Source organism: Enterocloster sp. OA13, assembly GCF_022440595.1.
Taxonomy (GTDB): domain Bacteria; phylum Bacillota; class Clostridia; order Lachnospirales; family Lachnospiraceae; genus Enterocloster; species Enterocloster hominis.
Genome location: NZ_JAKNTF010000001.1, coordinates 6,069,391 through 6,085,908, shown reverse-complemented (window position 1 = coordinate 6,085,908; position 16,518 = coordinate 6,069,391). Strand labels below are relative to the sequence as shown.

General features: G+C 50.8%; 13 protein-coding genes. 2 read left to right on the top strand and 11 right to left on the bottom strand.

What is annotated here, in order from left to right; genetic code table 11:
* Nucleotides 1-149 precede the first annotated feature (149 nt).
* The 9 genes from MCJ35_RS27160 to MCJ35_RS27120 form a co-directional block, all read right to left on the bottom strand.
* On the bottom strand, nucleotides 150-2,024 hold the full coding sequence (locus MCJ35_RS27160) for an ABC-F family ATP-binding cassette domain-containing protein (protein ID WP_025484314.1): 1,875 nt from the start codon (nucleotides 2,022-2,024) through the stop codon (nucleotides 150-152).
* A 51-nt stretch (nucleotides 2,025-2,075) separates the two neighbouring features.
* The gene (gene xth, locus MCJ35_RS27155) at nucleotides 2,076-2,831 is read right to left on the bottom strand and encodes an exodeoxyribonuclease III (RefSeq protein ID WP_025484315.1); all 756 of its coding nucleotides are present in this window, start codon (nucleotides 2,829-2,831) and stop codon (nucleotides 2,076-2,078) included.
* 12 nt (nucleotides 2,832-2,843) lie between these two features.
* Complete coding sequence (locus MCJ35_RS27150) at nucleotides 2,844-3,332, bottom strand: S-ribosylhomocysteine lyase (RefSeq protein ID WP_025484316.1); 489 nt, start codon at nucleotides 3,330-3,332, stop codon at nucleotides 2,844-2,846.
* Nucleotides 3,333-3,379: 47 nt separating this feature from the next.
* Entirely contained in the window at nucleotides 3,380-5,503 is a 2,124-nt protein-coding gene (locus MCJ35_RS27145) for a YARHG domain-containing protein (RefSeq protein ID WP_240299713.1), read from the bottom strand.
* 89 nt (nucleotides 5,504-5,592) lie between these two features.
* Nucleotides 5,593-7,230, bottom strand: coding sequence for an ABC-F family ATP-binding cassette domain-containing protein (locus MCJ35_RS27140; RefSeq protein WP_008723920.1), 1,638 nt, complete (start codon nucleotides 7,228-7,230; stop codon nucleotides 5,593-5,595).
* A 154-nt stretch (nucleotides 7,231-7,384) separates the two neighbouring features.
* Complete coding sequence (locus MCJ35_RS27135; RefSeq protein WP_025484319.1) at nucleotides 7,385-8,020, bottom strand: hypothetical protein; 636 nt, start codon at nucleotides 8,018-8,020, stop codon at nucleotides 7,385-7,387.
* Between the two features lie 744 nt (nucleotides 8,021-8,764).
* Complete coding sequence (locus MCJ35_RS27130; protein ID WP_008723899.1) at nucleotides 8,765-9,277, bottom strand: L-2-amino-thiazoline-4-carboxylic acid hydrolase; 513 nt, start codon at nucleotides 9,275-9,277, stop codon at nucleotides 8,765-8,767.
* A gap of 69 nt (nucleotides 9,278-9,346) precedes the next feature.
* Entirely contained in the window at nucleotides 9,347-10,138 is a 792-nt protein-coding gene (locus tag MCJ35_RS27125) for an SDR family NAD(P)-dependent oxidoreductase (RefSeq protein ID WP_025484321.1), read from the bottom strand.
* A gap of 29 nt (nucleotides 10,139-10,167) precedes the next feature.
* A complete protein-coding gene (locus MCJ35_RS27120) occupies nucleotides 10,168-11,469 on the bottom strand; it encodes a hypothetical protein (RefSeq protein ID WP_050927353.1) in 1,302 nt (433 codons plus the stop codon).
* Between the two features lie 305 nt (nucleotides 11,470-11,774).
* Here MCJ35_RS27120 and MCJ35_RS27115 point away from each other — a divergent pair, with 305 nt between their 5' ends.
* Both MCJ35_RS27115 and MCJ35_RS27110 read left to right on the top strand, forming a co-directional pair.
* The gene (locus MCJ35_RS27115) at nucleotides 11,775-12,428 is read left to right on the top strand and encodes a GntR family transcriptional regulator (protein ID WP_008723892.1); all 654 of its coding nucleotides are present in this window, start codon (nucleotides 11,775-11,777) and stop codon (nucleotides 12,426-12,428) included.
* 4 nt (nucleotides 12,429-12,432) lie between these two features.
* Entirely contained in the window at nucleotides 12,433-13,824 is a 1,392-nt protein-coding gene (locus MCJ35_RS27110) for an MATE family efflux transporter (protein WP_025484323.1), read from the top strand.
* Nucleotides 13,825-14,959: 1,135 nt separating this feature from the next.
* Here MCJ35_RS27110 and MCJ35_RS27105 read toward each other — a convergent pair.
* Complete coding sequence (locus MCJ35_RS27105) at nucleotides 14,960-15,727, bottom strand: amino acid ABC transporter ATP-binding protein (protein ID WP_025484324.1); 768 nt, start codon at nucleotides 15,725-15,727, stop codon at nucleotides 14,960-14,962.
* Between the two features lie 19 nt (nucleotides 15,728-15,746).
* Nucleotides 15,747-16,406: an amino acid ABC transporter permease gene (locus MCJ35_RS27100; RefSeq protein WP_008723886.1), complete on the bottom strand. Its 660-nt coding sequence runs from the start codon at nucleotides 16,404-16,406 to the stop codon at nucleotides 15,747-15,749.
* Nucleotides 16,407-16,518 lie beyond the last annotated feature (112 nt).

The following is a 16,518-nucleotide window of genomic DNA, read 5'->3' as shown; positions in this document are numbered from 1 at the left end:
AATAGCCCCTTCCCTATAATATCGTCATCCATTTTCCATTTATGTATTTCAGTTTCAGATAATATTCCCCATTTATGCGGAAAAAACAACCGCAGTGAATCCCAATCCACTGCGGCCGTAGTATTAATATATAATAATCCCATTCCCAATTATTTCTGCGCTTCAATCTGCTCCATCAGCTCATTCAGATACATCCAGCGCTCCATTTTCTCTTCCAGTTCTTTTTCCTTTGCATCCTTTTCAGCCATCAGTTCATTGAGCCTGGTGTAATTGCTGGAGGACCGGACGATTTCCTTTTCCAGTTCTTCCACCGCTGCCTCCAGGGCTGCGATATCCTCCTCAATGGTCTCCCAGTCCCTTTGCTCCTTAAACGAAAGCTTCAGCTTCCTGGTGACGTTCTGGCCATCTTTCCAGTTATTGCGCTTAGCGGCCTGGTTACCATCCTGGGCCTCCTGCGCATTCCCGGCGTTTCCGGCTCCGGTTCCCGGGGCTTCCCCGGAAGCCGTACGGTTTCCGGCCTGATCCGCCTCGGCCCTGACCGACCTCTGGTAGTCCGTGAAGCCGCCCTCATACTGGGTCACCCGGCCCTGTCCCTCAAAGGCAAAGATGCGGTTTACCACACGGTCCAGGAAATACCTGTCATGGGAAACCGTTATCACAATCCCGGGAAATGTATCCAGATAATCCTCCAGGATTGTCAGCGTCTGGATATCCAGGTCATTGGTAGGCTCGTCCAGAAGGATTACATTGGGCGCTTCCATAAGGATGCGCAGCAGGTAAAGCCTGCGCTTCTCACCGCCGGACAGCCTGCTTATGGCCGTATACTGGATACTGGACGGGAATAAGAACCGCTCCAGCATCTGGCTTGCGCTGATGCTCCCGTCCTTTGTCTTCACATACTCCGCTGCATTTTTTATATAATCAATGACCTTCAGGCTTTCGTCCATGGCTTCATTTTCCTGTGAAAAATAACCTATTTTCACGGTCTGCCCTATCTCCACCGTGCCGGAGTCCGGCTGTACCCAGCCCACTATGATTTTCATCAGGGTGGATTTGCCGCTTCCGTTGGGGCCTATGATGCCCACCCGGTCGCTCTTTAGGAAAATGTAGGTAAAGTCCTTCATCAGCACCTTGTCCCCATAGGATTTGCAAAGGTCCTTTACCTCCACCGTGGTGCGTCCCAGTCGGCTGGCAATGGATTCCAGCTCCACATTCCGGTCATACTCAGGCCCTGTCTGGTCCCGCAGTTCCTCATAGCGCTGTATGTGGGCCTTCTGCTTGGTGGAACGAGCCCTGGCGCCCCTCTGGATCCACGCAATCTCCCTGCGAAGGATGGACTGGCGCTTGCGCTCCGTGGCCTCCGCCATCTCCAGCCGTTCCGCCTTAAGCCTGAGGAACGCCTCATACCCTCCCTGATAACCGTAGAGCTTCCCCTGGTCCAGCTCCACAATCCGGTTCACCACGCTGTCCAGGAAATACCTGTCATGGGTAATCATGAGAAGGGCGCCCCGGAAGTTCTTTAAGTAATCCTCCAGCCAGTCGGCCATGGCGCTGTCCAAATGGTTGGTAGGCTCGTCCAGGATCAGTAGCTCCGCCCGGCTCATGAGCACGCCTGCCAGGGCCACACGCTTGCGCTGGCCCCCTGAGAGGGTCTCCACCTTGGCGTCATGGTCCCTGATTCCCAGCTCATTGAGCATGCTTTTCGCAGTGGCGGACATCTCTTCCCTGGAGCTGTAGTGGGTTTCATTTTCATTGTCCCGCATGATGCTCTCCAGCACCGTGTCCCCCTGGGTAAACTCCGGTATCTGGGGCAGATAGCGGATATAGAGGTTCCTTGTGCGGACCACGGTGCCGTCATCCGGCTCCTCCAGTCCTGCCACGATTTTCAGGAGGGTGGACTTGCCTGTGCCGTTGATGCCGATCAGGCCCACCTTCTCACCCTCATTGATGGAAAATGCAGTGTCGTCAAACAGCCGCCTTTCCGTGTATGATTTTGTCAAATGTTCAATTGTTACTAGATTCATCTATCTATCATCCCTCTGCCTTTTTACAGGCTCCTTTGCACAAAACATCCCCTACTCCATCACCAGCTCCACCGGACAATGGTCAGAGCCCATGACTTCCGTATGGATGGAAGCGCTGACCAGCCTGTCCTTCAGGCTTTCAGACACGCAGAAATAGTCGATGCGCCACCCTGCGTTCTTGGCCCTGGCGCTGAAACGGTAGGACCACCAGGAATAAATCCCCTCCGCATCCGGATAAAAATACCGGAAGGTATCGATAAACCCAGCTGCCAGCAAATCCGTGAATTTCCCGCGCTCTTCATCCGTAAATCCGGCATTCTTCCGGTTGGTCTTGGGATTCTTAAGGTCAATCTCCTTGTGGGCCACATTCAGGTCCCCGCAGAAAACCACTGGTTTCTTCTTCTCAAGCCCCTTTAGGTAAGCCAGGAAATCATCCTCCCACTTCATCCTGTAGTCCAGCCTTGCAAGGCCGTCCTGGGAATTGGGGGTATAGCAGGTAACCACATAATAATCCGGGAACTCAGCGGTAATCACCCGGCCTTCCGTGTCATGTTCCTCCATCCCAATCCCATAGGACACGGATAAAGGCTCTTCCCTTGTAAACATGGCTGTACCGGAATATCCCTTTTTCAGGGCATAGTTCCAGTACTGGTGATATCCGGGAAGGTCCAGGTCAATCTGTCCCTCCTGCAGCTTGCTTTCCTGTATACAGAATACATCCGCGTCAATTTCCTTGAAGAAATCCAGGAATCCCTTTCCGACGCAGGCCCTGAGTCCGTTTACATTCCATGAAATAAATTTTGCCATCTGTCCTACCTCCTACTGTTGGGGATACACAAGTCTGGATTCCGGGAACCCGTCAATATGGTACAGCACTTCCAGATACCGCCTTGACACGTACTTTGCCATGTCCAGGTTGTGGTCCAGATAGTTTCCGCAGTCCTTTGGCTCCGTTCCCGGAATCACGCCCTCAAAATCACGCACATATTCGAATGTGTGGATGATCATGTCAAGGATGTCCCTGGATTCATAATCCCCTGCCATCAGGAAATAGCATCCCGTCCTGCAGCCCATCGGCCCGAAATAAATCACCTTGTCCCCCTGTCCGCTGTATATCCTGAGATAGGTTGCCGCCAGGTGCTCCAGGGTGTGAAGCTCCGCGGTGTTCATGACCGGCTCCTCATTGGGGCTTGTCATGCGGAGGTCAAAGGTGGTTATCACCTGCTCCCCTACCTTATCCTTGCGGGATACATAGATTCCCGGCTGTAATTTCACGTGGTCAATACTGAAGCTTGCTATTTTCTCCATCATCATTTCCTCCTGATCCATTCATGATACTGTCACTGTCCATATTGTTAATCGTTACCATAATATCCATACAGGAACTTTGCGCACAGCTCATCCTGATAATTATAAAAATACAGGTAATTGCCATTGCTCCTGGTATAAAAATGTGTTTCTATATCTGATACGTCCCCGCCTTCATCCGTCAACGTCCTCATCAGGCGGCCGTCCTTGTAGATATGGTACTGCACGCTTCCCGGATTGTTGCCGTCCCCGTAATCTACAATTTCCACGTAGGCCATATGGTCATCTATGCCATACACATATCTGGAGGGCAGTTCCTCCTCACCCTTCCCTCCTGTCTCATAATCCAGAAGGAACGTCCCGTCAAGGCCGTAATAATGTTCCGCATGCCGGTCCGTAATGACAAAAACTCCCGCATATTCCCCGTAAAAGCGGACCTTCACATCCTCTGCCGTGACCCCGTACTTTTGAAGCAGCTCAGGATGGGATTCTGCAAAAGCCTCCTCATCCCAATAGGAGTAGGTATCATCTTCCTCCGGTTCCCGGTCCGCCCACTGGTTTTTCCCAATGGAGTAATGTCCGTATCCGCCTGTTATTGTATCCATCATGGGAAGCACGGCGTCCCGGCTGCACTCCAAAAACCGGTTCACATCATCACAGTCCACATGGCCGATGAACTGAAGGAGGTTCATATGGGAATCAAATACCCCAACCCCCTGCTCACCAAACAGATATCTTCCGTCTGCCAGGATCACATGACCCTCCGGCAGGGGAATGGCTGCGGTAAAATCCTCATCCGGCGCCAGCAGGTTACCGGGCAGCTCCTTGGCCCCATCCCCGATTCCCACATATCCAAGTCCATTGATTAAGGACTGTCCGTCCTCCCCCGTAAGCCACTCAAACAGCTCATATGCCTTGGAATCCTTTGGCGTATCCGCCCTGATGCCTGCATAAAAATCATTGACAAAGGGGTAGCTTTTGCTGCGGATTGTCTCACTGGAAGGCATGACGCCATCCACGGCCATGAAGGCCAGCTCCGGCTTCCGGTACATGTTCCTGGCATAATAATAGACAGAATATCCAAGGGCATCGCCTGTGCCGTCATAGGCGGAAACCTCCTCCAGCAGCCCCTCCATGTCGCTTATGATCAGGTCCACAGGGGCCTCTGCCATCTTCTTTCCCTTCATCACCAGCTTATCCATCAGGTTCTGGCTTCCCGATTCCGCAGGCCGCTGGAAGGCCTGGATTTTCCGGTCCTTCCCGCCAACCACCTTCCAGTTGGTGATTTTTCCTGAATAAATGTCCGCAATCTGGCTGCCGGTCAGTGAATGGACCGGATTGGACTGGTTGGCAAGGAACACAAGGGCGTCCCTGCCGATGGGCTTCATGATGACTTCATTTCCCGGTTCTTTAAAGGCCTCAAGCACCTGTTCACCCGGCTCATAGGCAATCACCAGTTCAGGACGTCTCTCCGGCGATACATATTCCGCAACCATGGACATCCATGCCTGGGTTGTCTTTCCATGGGTAATGGCCGACTCTGCCTCCATCCCGGAAGCCCCCGTGGCCATCCGGTACATGGCCTGGGAAATGGGCAGGGTTGCGGTGGAACCGTCTATCCTTGGGAACTCCTCTGTCCCGATTTTGGGGATTTCGCATACAGTCTTCCCTGTCTCCATATCCTGTATGGCCTTCAGGTTATCCCTTTCATTCTGCCCCAGCACGCTGTCATCAAACCGGTCCGGAGAAATGGTTCCCTGATACCAGGGCCGTTGTGAAAAGTACTGGTTCAGGTCATCGCTGTTAAACTGCCGTCCATGCCTTGCATATATCTCATTCCTGGCCAGACGCAGCTCCTCCCGGGTCAGGCCTGCAAGCTCACTTTGGGTATAGACATGGGTCAATGCATCCGGCAGGATATAATCATCCCCCTGCTTTCCCACCTTATGAACCGTCTTATCATCCGTTTGGGTCCCGTCATCCTTTTTGCTCCCATCCCCCAGGTCCGGTCCATCCTCCGCGCCCTGATCCGGCTGTGCCGGACTTCCCTGGTCCGTCCCCGTTCCCTGCACAGTGGTTTCATCCGGGTGGATCCTGGATTCCTGTGTGTGACAGCCTGCCAGGGACAGCACAAGCGCCGCAGCCAATGTCACAGCATACCGTTTTTTCATACACATCCCTTTCCGGCGCCCGGAAAACCAGCGCCAGCCAATCAATGCAAAAGGGGCAGGATAACCATCCTGCCTCCCTTTCATCTCTATTAATCGTCTTCCTCTTCGCTCTCTGTAATGGTAAATGTAAATCTCTTACGGGCCATTTCATCGCTGTCAAGGTATTCATCATATGTGGTAATCTTATCAATGAGCTTTCCGTTGATGATCTCCATGATACGGTTGGCCGTGGTCTGCACGATCTGGTGGTCACGTGAGGAGAAAATCAATACGCCGGAGAACTTAATCATACCTCTGTTGAGGGCGTCAATGGATTCCATGTCCAGATGGTCCGTAGGCTCATCCAGCATCAGCACATTGGCCCCGGAAATCATCAGTTTGGACAACATGCAGCGCACCTTCTCGCCGCCGGAAAGCACCTTCACCTTCTTGACCCCGTCCTCGCCTGCAAACAGCATGCGTCCCAGGAATCCGCGGACATAGGTGGCATCCTTTTCAGGAGAATACTGGGTCAGCCATTCCGCAATGGTGTCGTCATTGGAAAACTCGGCGCTGTTGTCCTTGGGGAAATACGCCTGTGACGTGGTCAGTCCCCACTTATAGCTCCCCTCATCCGGCTCCATCTCACCTGACAGGATTTTGAACAGGATGGTCTTGGCCCTCTCGTTAGGTCCTACCAGTGCCACCTTGTCCTCACGTCCCAGGATAAAGGAGATATCGTCCAGTACCTTCTCGCCGTCAATGGTCTTGGAAAGGTGTTCCACGGTCAGGACCTCGTTGCCGATTTCGCGGAAAGGACGGAAATCGATGTATGGATACTTACGGCTGGAGGGACGGATGTCGTCCAGTTCAATCTTCTCCAGGGCGCGCTTACGGGAGGTTGCCTGCTTGGACTTGGAAGCGTTGGCTGAGAAACGCTGGATGAATTCCTGCAGTTCCTTAATCTTCTCTTCCTTCTTGCGGTTGGCCTCCTTCATCTGCTTGACAATCAGCTGGCTGGACTCCACCCAGAAATCATAGTTTCCTGCGAACAGCTGGATCTTGCCATAATCAATATCCGCAATCTGTGTGCAGACCTTGTTCAGGAAATAACGGTCATGGGACACCACGATTACCGTATTCTCAAAATTAATCAGGAATTCCTCCAGCCATGCAATGGCATCCAGGTCCAGATGGTTGGTAGGCTCATCCAAAAGCAATATATCCGGATTGCCGAACAAGGCCTGGGCCAGCAGCACCTTTACCTTCTGGGCGCCCAGCAGGCTGCCCATCTGGGCGTAGTGGAGGTCAGTCTCAATACCAAGGCCGTTTAACAGGCTCTCTGCGTCAGATTCAGCCTCCCAGCCGTTCATGGTGGCAAATTCGCCCTCCAGTTCAGCCGCCTTGATGCCGTCCTCGTCCGTGAAGTCCTCCTTCATATAGATGGCTTCTTTTTCCTTCATTATCTCATACAGTCTTTTGTTGCCCATGATGACCGTATCGAGAACCGTATATTCATCATATTTAAAATGGTCCTGCTGCAGGAAGGAAAGCCTCTGTCCCGGTGTGATGATGACATCCCCGCTGGTCGGCTCCAGCTGCCCGGACAGGATTCTGAGGAACGTGGACTTTCCCGCTCCATTGGCGCCGATAAGCCCATAACAGTTGCCCTCCGTAAATTTAATGTTCACATCCTCAAACAATGCCTTTTTGCCCACACGAAGGGATATGTTGCTTGCACTAATCATGTTCGTACCCTTTCTTTTATCTGCTTTTATAATGCTATCCATTAAAAGAGGGGTCATATACGGCCCCTCTTCCACGCTGTTTACCCATTATCAGATTGTACAAGGAAAATGCTTATTTTGCAAGGGTTTTTCATAAAATCCCGGAGATTTGCCATTACTTTGCAGACTTAATCTCCACCGGGTAGTTCACCCCCTGGGAATTTACATAAGTCACGCTCACCTCATCCCCGCTGTCCCCGGCCAGGGACCCGTCCTCTATGGGGCAGTTATCCTTTAAAAAGCTGAGTTCCTGTCCGTCGTCCGTCTTCATGGTAAAGCTGCTCATGGCATTGGCCGTGGTGGTCCCCTTCTCCGTAAGGATGCTCCACTCCTCCTGCTCCGGCAGCGCCACCACCAGGGTCACGTCCTTAAGCTCCCCCAGCGGCCCTCCGATATAGGCAATGGCAATCTGTACATCCTCTGCAATCTCAACCTCCACGTCCCTTATGTCAGCCGGCCTGATATCATAATCCCTGCCGTCATCCGCCCGGAGCGTGAACACATCCCCGTCGCCCGTGACCTTGGTGACGGTGCCCTGAAGCATATGGTACATCTCCTTGGACTCCGGCGCTTCGGCCGTGGTCTCCTCCGGCTGTGTCCCTGTGGGCTGCGGCTTTGTGGTTTCCTCCGTGGGGGCCGCGCTGGTAACTGTCTCCATGGTCTCCACCGCCGGCTTCTTGGCACACGCGGTCCCAAGGGCAATGGTTGCCGCTATGGCAGCGGCCGCTATGATGAATGAATGTTTCTTCATGATACGTTTCCTCCTGTGCTGTATGATACATGGTGTAATCCGGAATCATCCGGGCGGGCCTGTGAATCCGCCTCCGCCTGGATATACCCTACTGAAGCTTAACACCTGGAGAAAGAAATATCAATGAAAATTCCCTTAAGCCTTTATTATTTTTCATTTTCATATACAACTATATCCATATACATATTCCTTCAAATTCAAAACACCGACAGACGCTAAACATTACGATTCTTTGCGAATACTAATGACAAAAACTGGTGCCATAAAATTCCAGGCAGATATCTTATATACAAAAGCGTCAAAAGACGCTTAAATTCAGGCGATAAATCCATATGGGCACATCCTGTTCCTTCCTGTGTATTTTCGTGTATATTCCAAATACATCCTGATAAAGTATGCCCATATATTAAACAATTCCTGCCAGATATTCCGGATTTTTAGGGGGTAAAATATTCTGAAAAGAAATAAACCGTTTACAGGCCACTATAAATATAAAGCCTTCAGGCTGACACAAACATAAAACCCATGACCTGCCACAGGCGTAAACCCTACAACCTGCTGCAAACACAAAACCCACGACCTACCACAAACACAAAGCCCACGACCTGCCACAAACATAAAGCCTATGACCTGCCACAAACACAAAGCCCACGGACTGTCATAAACCCAGACATCCCGCAGGCTTCATATGATATGGATATACGGACCTCAATCAACGGTCAGGCAGATACCGGCAGCCCTTTATCAATCCTCTTTTTCCTCCTTAAAAAACGTAATCTTGCAGGTTGGACATCCCTCTGCAATGGTATCGCCCAGATGGAAGCCATAGCCCATTGCCTTGGCAATATTCCTGTCGCCGTCCATTGCCATGTCGCACAGCTTTGCACAGGTTGCGTCGTCAAATCCCAGGTCCTGCCATGCCTTCAATAACGGGCAATGATGGAATTCAATATCCAGACGGTCGTCGGTCTGTTCCTTGAACTCTACCTCGAAGGTCTTACGCAGGGTAGGTGTGAGGAAGGTATCGGCAAAGCTGGAAATACTATCCGGGTTGGGGCATTTTGCCTTGATTTCCTTGCCCTGGATCTGTCCTGTCTCAGTGATTGCCTGGCGGATGATTTTTTCTGCGGCCTCTTCCATGCCTGCCTCCCTTGCCTTTGTGTATGTAAGGCCGGTCCAGGTTGCGCGGTGTCCGATGGCTCCTCTCTGTACGTTCACCATTTCATCGTCTTTAATTGTAATCTTGTTGTCAATCATTGTTTTTCCTCCTTGGATTTTTTATATTATATAGTTGCGCTGTTGATTGATATCTCCCGTATGTCCCTTTTATTTCCCATTCCCCAGCTTATCATAGGCATAGGTGGGGTTCAGCGTCATGCTGCGCCCGCCGGACACTTCTATGGTGGTGGCCGTCATATAGCTGGCCCAGTCACTGGCCAGAAATACAATGGGCCTTGCTATCTCCTCCGGGTCAGCCATGCGCCTGAGCAGGGTTGCCCCCGCATTGCGGTCCAATTCCTCCTGACTGATATTAGCTTTTGCCAACGGGGTAGCTGTAAATCCCGGCATCACGCAGGTAACCCTGACATTATGGGCGCAGTACTCGCCCGCAAATGTATTGGTCAGGTTATTGATTGCTGATTTAAGAGGCCCGTACAGCGTACTCCTGCCCGCGGAAGGGCACCTTGCCGCCAGGGAGCTGACATTCACGATTGCGCCGCCCTTTTCTTTCATATACCGGAACGCTGCCTGGCATCCAAATATCACTGACTTGAAACAGACACCTGTCATGAAATCAATTTCCCCGTCATCATATTCCTCACCTTTTTTGCTGCCGGTGGCCCCTACATTATTCACCCACACATCAAGGCTGCCGAAATGCCGGTACACACGTTCCGCAAAATCATAATTGGCCTGGGCATCCGTCACATCCATGGCCTCCCAGTAAACAGGTCCCAGCTGTTCCAGTTCCCCTGCCGCCTGCCGCAGTTCCTCCTCATGGCGGGCACAGATTGCCACTTTAGCCCCTTCCTCCAGGAACACCTTGGCCGCGGCATATCCAATGCCCTTGCTGCCTCCGGTCACAACCGCAACCTTTCCTCTTAAGCCTAAATCCATATTAACCGCTCCTTTTCCCTGTCCAAACACTATTTAAAGAACATGGCCATGACAATGCCTGCCACAAACACAGAACCTGAGGTGGCGCTGACGAATCCTGCCACCAATGTCTTGGGAAGCATATGCTCCTCCAGGATCCGGTATTCCTCCTCGCTGGAGGAAAGGACCTTGGCAGCCTCCACGCTCAGTGTATAGCTGGCCGGGAATCCGCCTGCCAGGGAACCAAGTCCCAGTGCAAAGGACATCGGAAGGCTCATGCCAAGCAGCTTTCCAACCGGGATTGAGAACACAGCAATACCAACCGTTGCCAGCACGATCAGGACCGCGAAATCCTTTAACAGCTGCACCAGGGTATCCGGTGTGACCGTATTCAGCTGTGAGAAAACAAACATCATGATAACCGTATAGATAAAGCCCATGCTTCTGGAGCGCACCAGTGTGTTCTTCTCAATAAAGCCGAAGGCAGTGCCGAACACGCCCAGAATCAGCGCCCATACGAACTTCGAAATATACCCATGGCTTAAAGTATCCAGATATCCTGACATGACCGTAAGGATTACCATGGTAAACAGGTAAGTGAAATCGCTCTTATATTTTGCAGGTATCTGCGGAAAGATAAATGCGCTGGTATCATCAGCTGCTGCTGCATTGGCCTGGGCGGCAGCCTTGGCAACCGTATATTTGCCGCTGCGGTAATCCTTTAAGAGCTTACGTCCCTCTGCCTTAAGACAGATGCTTGTAAGCGGATATCCGATAAATCCCTGAAGCACATACACTGCCATGGCCAGTATGGCCAGCTGCTCCGTAGGCGCCACGGACTGCATCATCATGGCTGCCACAAAGCCGCCTGTAAGCGGAGGCGCCGCAATAGCCGCCGTGGTCTTATCCAGAACCACGGTCCCCAATGTCAGGATGACCACCAGGATACCCAGCATTCCAGCCAGGGTAATCACAACTGTCTTCCACTGCTCAATCAGTTCCTTAATATCAAGCATGGTGCCAAGATGTACAACCATCATCATGACCAGGAACGTGGGAAGATTGGCGGCTATACCGCCCACCTGCAGGATGTCCTTGGGAAAATATGCCCAGAACCCCAGCACGAACAATACCGCGCTGATAAACATGGACGGCACGAAGGCCTTGGTTGCTGTCGATATCACCTCACCGATGATCAGCAGTACCAGCATGGTAAGAAACGCCGTCTGCACATCCATCTGCGCCTGCCCCGTGGCAACCTTGTACACCCCAAAATACAGGAACGAAACAGCCATGACGGCCAGAAGCACGTAACCTATTACTTTGTTGCCGGACTTTGCTTGCTCTTTCATAGTATGATTTCCTTTCTCATTTGCGTTCAACTCGAGTATGCTCTGATAATATCACGATATCCTGTTATTGGCAAGCATTTTTGTGTATAACCGTTATAATGCACGATAATATTTAAAATAATTATGCAATTTGTACACCTATTCTTATTTTTCTAAGGTCACCCTTTATTTTCATCGTTTTTTCTGATATTATCACAGTTCCCATCCTTGTCCTTTAGTACTCATTTCTGTTGGCTTCTTTCTATTGACTTCTACTATTCATAAGGTTATGATTAAACCAAAAGACCAAACAGGAGGTTCCCAAAATGTCTTCCAATCAGGAAAATTCCCTGAAGCTTCAGGTATACCACGCGCTCTTCTCTGATATCATCAAGGGTATGTACCCTTTCGACTATATCTTCACAGAAAAATTTTTAATCGACAAATATAAAGTCAGCCGGGCCCCGGTGCGGGAAGCCCTTACCATGATGACGGAGAACAAAATCCTTGTAAGCATACCACGCCAGGGCTATAAGTTCATGCAGCCCAGCGAGGGAAAGCTTTTTGAAATCGTAAAGTTCCGTTCCGCCCTGGAGTGTTCCTTTCTTGAGAACAACCACTGCTATATCAAGAAAGCAGATATAGACTCCTTATGGGAACTATGCGACCGTTATGACGCCATCCCCCCCAGTGAGTCCATCACGCGCTGGTCCACCAACTGTGAATTCCATCTCAAGCTGTTCACCCTGTATGGAAATGAATACGCCAGGACCGTCCTGGAAAATGCCATGAACATCCAGACCATCTTCTATGCCCTGAAAATGAAATCCCACATTTTCACGGTAGACCTTCACCGGGCCATGATGGACTATCTGGAAAAGGGGCAGATTTCCACTGCCAGCCAATTGCTGAAAGCCGACATAGAGAGTATCCTGTGCGTCAGCCCATGGATTACAAAACCAGACTCAGACAGGGAGTAACCGCATGAAATCATCCAGACAAGATATGAACAGCCAGCTGGCCGGTGCCAAAATCCTGCCCCTTTTAATCAGGCTTACCATCCCCATCACCATTGCCCAGCTGGTCAACGCCCTTTACAGCATTGTGGACCGGATGTATATCGGCCATATGCCCGGGGTAGGGACCATGGCCCTTGGGGGCATTGGCATCACATTTCCCATCATCATGATAACAGCGGCATTCAGCTGCATCCCAGGCATGGGCGGTGCCCCTCTTGCATCCATCGCCATGGGCAGCGGCGATATGGAAAAGGGCCGCCGCTACCTCTCCAATGCCTTTGTACTGCTGGTCGGTATCGGAATCCTTCTCATGGCAGTGTGTACCGCATTTTTGACTCCCATGTTAAAGGCATTCGGAGCTGACAGCGCCACCCTGCCCTATGCAAGGGATTACCTCAGGATTTACATGATGGGCACCGTATTCGTGGAACTATCCATGGGAATGAATCCATTCATCAATGCCCAGGGATTCACAGGCATAGGCACCTTTACCATTGTCATAGGAGCATTTTTAAACATAATCCTGGACCCCATATTCATCTATGTACTGGACATGGGGATTGGAGGAGCAGCCATTGCCACCGTACTGTCACAGCTGGTATCCGCCCTGTGGGTCCTGTGTTTCCTCTGCTCCAAAAGGGCTACCCTGCGCCTTACATTCAGCGGCATGAAGCTTAAAGGCCATATCGTCCGCCCCATGTGCGCACTGGGCCTGTCCCCATTTACCTTCCGTGTAAATGAAAGCATTGTGGTCATTGTCCTGAACTGGCTGTTAATCCGTTACGGCGGGGACAAAAGCAACCTGCACATTGCCTCCATGGCCCTCCTGACCAGCATCAGCCAGGTATTCTTCATGCCCCTGATCGGCATCATCACAGGCGCCCAGCCAATCCTCAGCTACAACCTGGGAGCCGGGAACTATGGCAGGATCAAGGAAACCATACACTACGCCAGAATCCTGAGCATTGGCTGTGCCGCACTTATGTGGTTCTGCCTGGTAGCCTTCCCGGCCCAGATCTGCCGCATGTTCACCAGCGACGCAGAGCTGATCCGCCTCACCACCATCACCATGCGCATCATGTTCTGCACGGTCATCGTACTTGGACTGCAGATGGTGAACCAAAATGCCTTCGTAGCCCTTGGGAACACCTGGTATTCCTTCATATTCGGAATCATGCGCAAGCTCCTCCTCCTGCTCCCCCTGGCCCTCATCCTCCCCCACCTCATAGGAGTCTGGGGAATCTACATGGCAGAAGCCATATCCAACGTGCTGACAACAATCATTACACATATTTATTTTGTCAGGTATATGAGGCGGCTTGGCAAGGGGATGGGTTGTAAGGAAGTGATATTGTAGAAAAATGATTGGAGTAATAAAATATAGTTATTTTACCAGGTATTGACCAAACAAATGCACCTATATGAATAGGTTGATTTGCCACCCAGATTTTCTAAAGGAATATAAGAACTCATAAGAATGTGTATTGGGTCTCAGCTATGCTATCAAAAAATTGATTTTTATACAATTTGGCTTTAGACTATGGCTAAATGCCTTAGGCGGGAAAGGTGAATCAGTTGTGGATTTTATGCGCAGGTATTTACCCAATGCTATACTAGCGATAGAATTGTTTGAGGAAGTGTTTTTCATGCGGGTCTAATATTTCATATCCCTTATTTTCAACTCATAGCAGAAACCTATCATATATGATATACTATACTTGTTGTCGCACCCATTCTGGTAGCAGAAAGGGGGTGCTACGAATGCAAGGTATAATCTCTTTTATCATTTCTGTCATGGTAAATGTAATTGCCTATTACATATGCAGGTGGTTAGACAGAAAGAATGACGACAACTAGCCCAAATGAAACCCCTAGGAATTGCGGTCCTAGGGGTTTCGTCTTGTGCTACAAATAGATATAATCTCTTTTGCCTATAAATATAATATCATATACAATCAACAATTTCAAGCATGTTTTTATCAAACAAACGGTCGTCTACCCTTGGCTCAATACCGCCTGTGCTGAAGCCAATAATATGACAATGTCTATTTTTATTCTCTAAAAGTGTTTTTAGAGTTAATATTTTATAGGTCTAAAAAGCAGCGACATCCTACAAAAAAGACCTTGGAAACGGCGGGATCATGAACATCTATGGCGGAAACTCCAAGGCCGGAGCAGATATTTATGTTGCGGATACGGATGCCGAAGCCGCCGCCGAAATATTAGAAGGCATGGGGCTATTAGAAAGTTAATCCATCCACAAAGCCATCCAGTCCACCCTCCCATCGGTAGTTCATATCCCTTACGGCCGGAAATCCCCAGTCCGTGAAGCGGGCCAGGGCAGACGGCGGCGGATGGAACGCATAGTGGAGGAGGGTGCAGCTTCTTGGGTTCCGGCGGCAGGAAAGACGGGGCCCTAGAAGCTGCCACTCCAAAACCCAGCGTTCCATCCGCCGCCGTCTGCCCTGGCCCGCTTCACGGACGTACCTACTCTACTGCAACATAGCCCCATACCTCCCCAAAAAGTTCTGCGTCCTCTCATTATCCGACGCAAACACCTGCTCCGGCGTTCCCTGTTCCACAATCACGCCTCCGGCCATGAAGATGACCCGGTCCGATATGTCCTTTGCAAACGCCATCTCATGGGTGACGATTACCATGGCAATGTGCAGGTCGGCCAGCGACTTAATGACCTTCAGGACCTCGCCTGTCAGTTCCGGATCCAGCGCCGAAGTAGGCTCGTCAAAGAACAGGATCTGGGGGTTGAGGGCCAATGCCCTTGCGATGGCCACGCGCTGGCACTGGCCGCCTGAAAGCTGGCAGGGGTAGGCATTTTCCTTGTCCTCCAGCCCCATCTTCTTAAGGAGTTCCCTGGCTTCCCGGATAACCTGGTCCTTGTCGCGCTTCTGTACATGGATGGGCGCATCTATGATATTCTTCAGCACGCTGTAATGGGGAAACAGGTTAAAATTCTGGAATACCAGGCCGTACTGTCCCTGGATCTCCTTCAGTTCCTTCTTAGGCGCATAAACCGCTTTCCCGTCAGGGCCGGTAAAGGCCGCTTTCTTCCCAAGATATACCACCTCGCCGCTGTCCATGGTTTCCAACATGGTGGCACAGCGCAGCAGGGTGGATTTACCGGATCCGGAGGGACCGATGATTGATACGATTTCCCCTTCCTCCACGCTCATTGAAATATCCTTGATAACAGATAAGTCACCGAATGACTTTTCCACATGATTTAACTCTAACAGCTTCATAATCCACATTCCTCCTGCCTTACTGGTAATAATTCAGCTTCTTCTCCACCCATTCCATTCCCACGGCAACCACCAGGTTGAAAATGTAGTAGAACAGTCCTGCTGCCACAAATGGAATCATATTGGTCTGGGAAGCAGCCAGTCCCTTGGCAATGGAGAACATTTCCGCCACACTGAGGGTAAATGCCAGGGAGGTGTCCTTCACCAGCGTAATCACCTCATTGGTGACCGATGGGAGGATCCGTTTGATGACCTGGGGCAGGATGATTTTGAAAAAGGTCTGGAACCTGCTGTAGCCGAGGATCTGGGCCGCCTCGTACTGGCCCACGGGCATGGACTGGATCCCGCTTCTGTAGATTTCCGCAAAGTACGCTGCATAATTGATGACAAATCCGATAAATGCCGCCCACAGGCGGTATCCGCTGCCCATCTTGAGTCCGAACAGATAATACGGGCCAAAATACACCACCATCAGCTGCAGCATCAGGGGCGTGCCTCTCATGATTGATATGTAAACCTTCACAATGGCCTGGAGGTACTTATTCTTTGACATACGTCCAAAGGCCACCACAAGCCCGAGAGGCAGGGAAAATACAAGGGTGACCATGAATATCTGTATGCTGGTCCCCATGCCGCCTGCTAACTGTATAATCATCTGCTGGATTGTCATTTTACCCATAACCGTTACCCGCCTTCAACATTTATCATCTTACATCTGTTCTTAAACCATGCAAAGCCGCTGTGGCAAATAGGCTGCTGCCCGGGCCTTATGAAGCCCGGACAGTGCGCCT

What these genes read in the sequence shown, in the direction of transcription:
- MCJ35_RS27160 (WP_025484314.1), bottom strand. Translation starts at nt 2,024, where the DNA reads ATGAATCTAGTAACAATTGAACATTTGACAAAATCATACACGGAAAGG.
- xth (WP_025484315.1), bottom strand. Translation starts at nt 2,831, where the DNA reads ATGGCAAAATTTATTTCATGGAATGTAAACGGACTCAGGGCCTGCGTC.
- MCJ35_RS27150 (WP_025484316.1), bottom strand. Translation starts at nt 3,332, where the DNA reads ATGGAGAAAATAGCAAGCTTCAGTATTGACCACGTGAAATTACAGCCG.
- MCJ35_RS27145 (WP_240299713.1), bottom strand. Translation starts at nt 5,503, where the DNA reads ATGAAAAAACGGTATGCTGTGACATTGGCTGCGGCGCTTGTGCTGTCC.
- MCJ35_RS27140 (WP_008723920.1), bottom strand. Translation starts at nt 7,230, where the DNA reads ATGATTAGTGCAAGCAACATATCCCTTCGTGTGGGCAAAAAGGCATTG.
- MCJ35_RS27135 (WP_025484319.1), bottom strand. Translation starts at nt 8,020, where the DNA reads ATGAAGAAACATTCATTCATCATAGCGGCCGCTGCCATAGCGGCAACC.
- MCJ35_RS27130 (WP_008723899.1), bottom strand. Translation starts at nt 9,277, where the DNA reads ATGATTGACAACAAGATTACAATTAAAGACGATGAAATGGTGAACGTA.
- MCJ35_RS27125 (WP_025484321.1), bottom strand. Translation starts at nt 10,138, where the DNA reads ATGGATTTAGGCTTAAGAGGAAAGGTTGCGGTTGTGACCGGAGGCAGC.
- MCJ35_RS27120 (WP_050927353.1), bottom strand. Translation starts at nt 11,469, where the DNA reads ATGAAAGAGCAAGCAAAGTCCGGCAACAAAGTAATAGGTTACGTGCTT.
- MCJ35_RS27115 (WP_008723892.1), top strand. Translation starts at nt 11,775, where the DNA reads ATGTCTTCCAATCAGGAAAATTCCCTGAAGCTTCAGGTATACCACGCG.
- MCJ35_RS27110 (WP_025484323.1), top strand. Translation starts at nt 12,433, where the DNA reads ATGAAATCATCCAGACAAGATATGAACAGCCAGCTGGCCGGTGCCAAA.
- MCJ35_RS27105 (WP_025484324.1), bottom strand. Translation starts at nt 15,727, where the DNA reads ATGAAGCTGTTAGAGTTAAATCATGTGGAAAAGTCATTCGGTGACTTA.
- MCJ35_RS27100 (WP_008723886.1), bottom strand. Translation starts at nt 16,406, where the DNA reads ATGGGTAAAATGACAATCCAGCAGATGATTATACAGTTAGCAGGCGGC.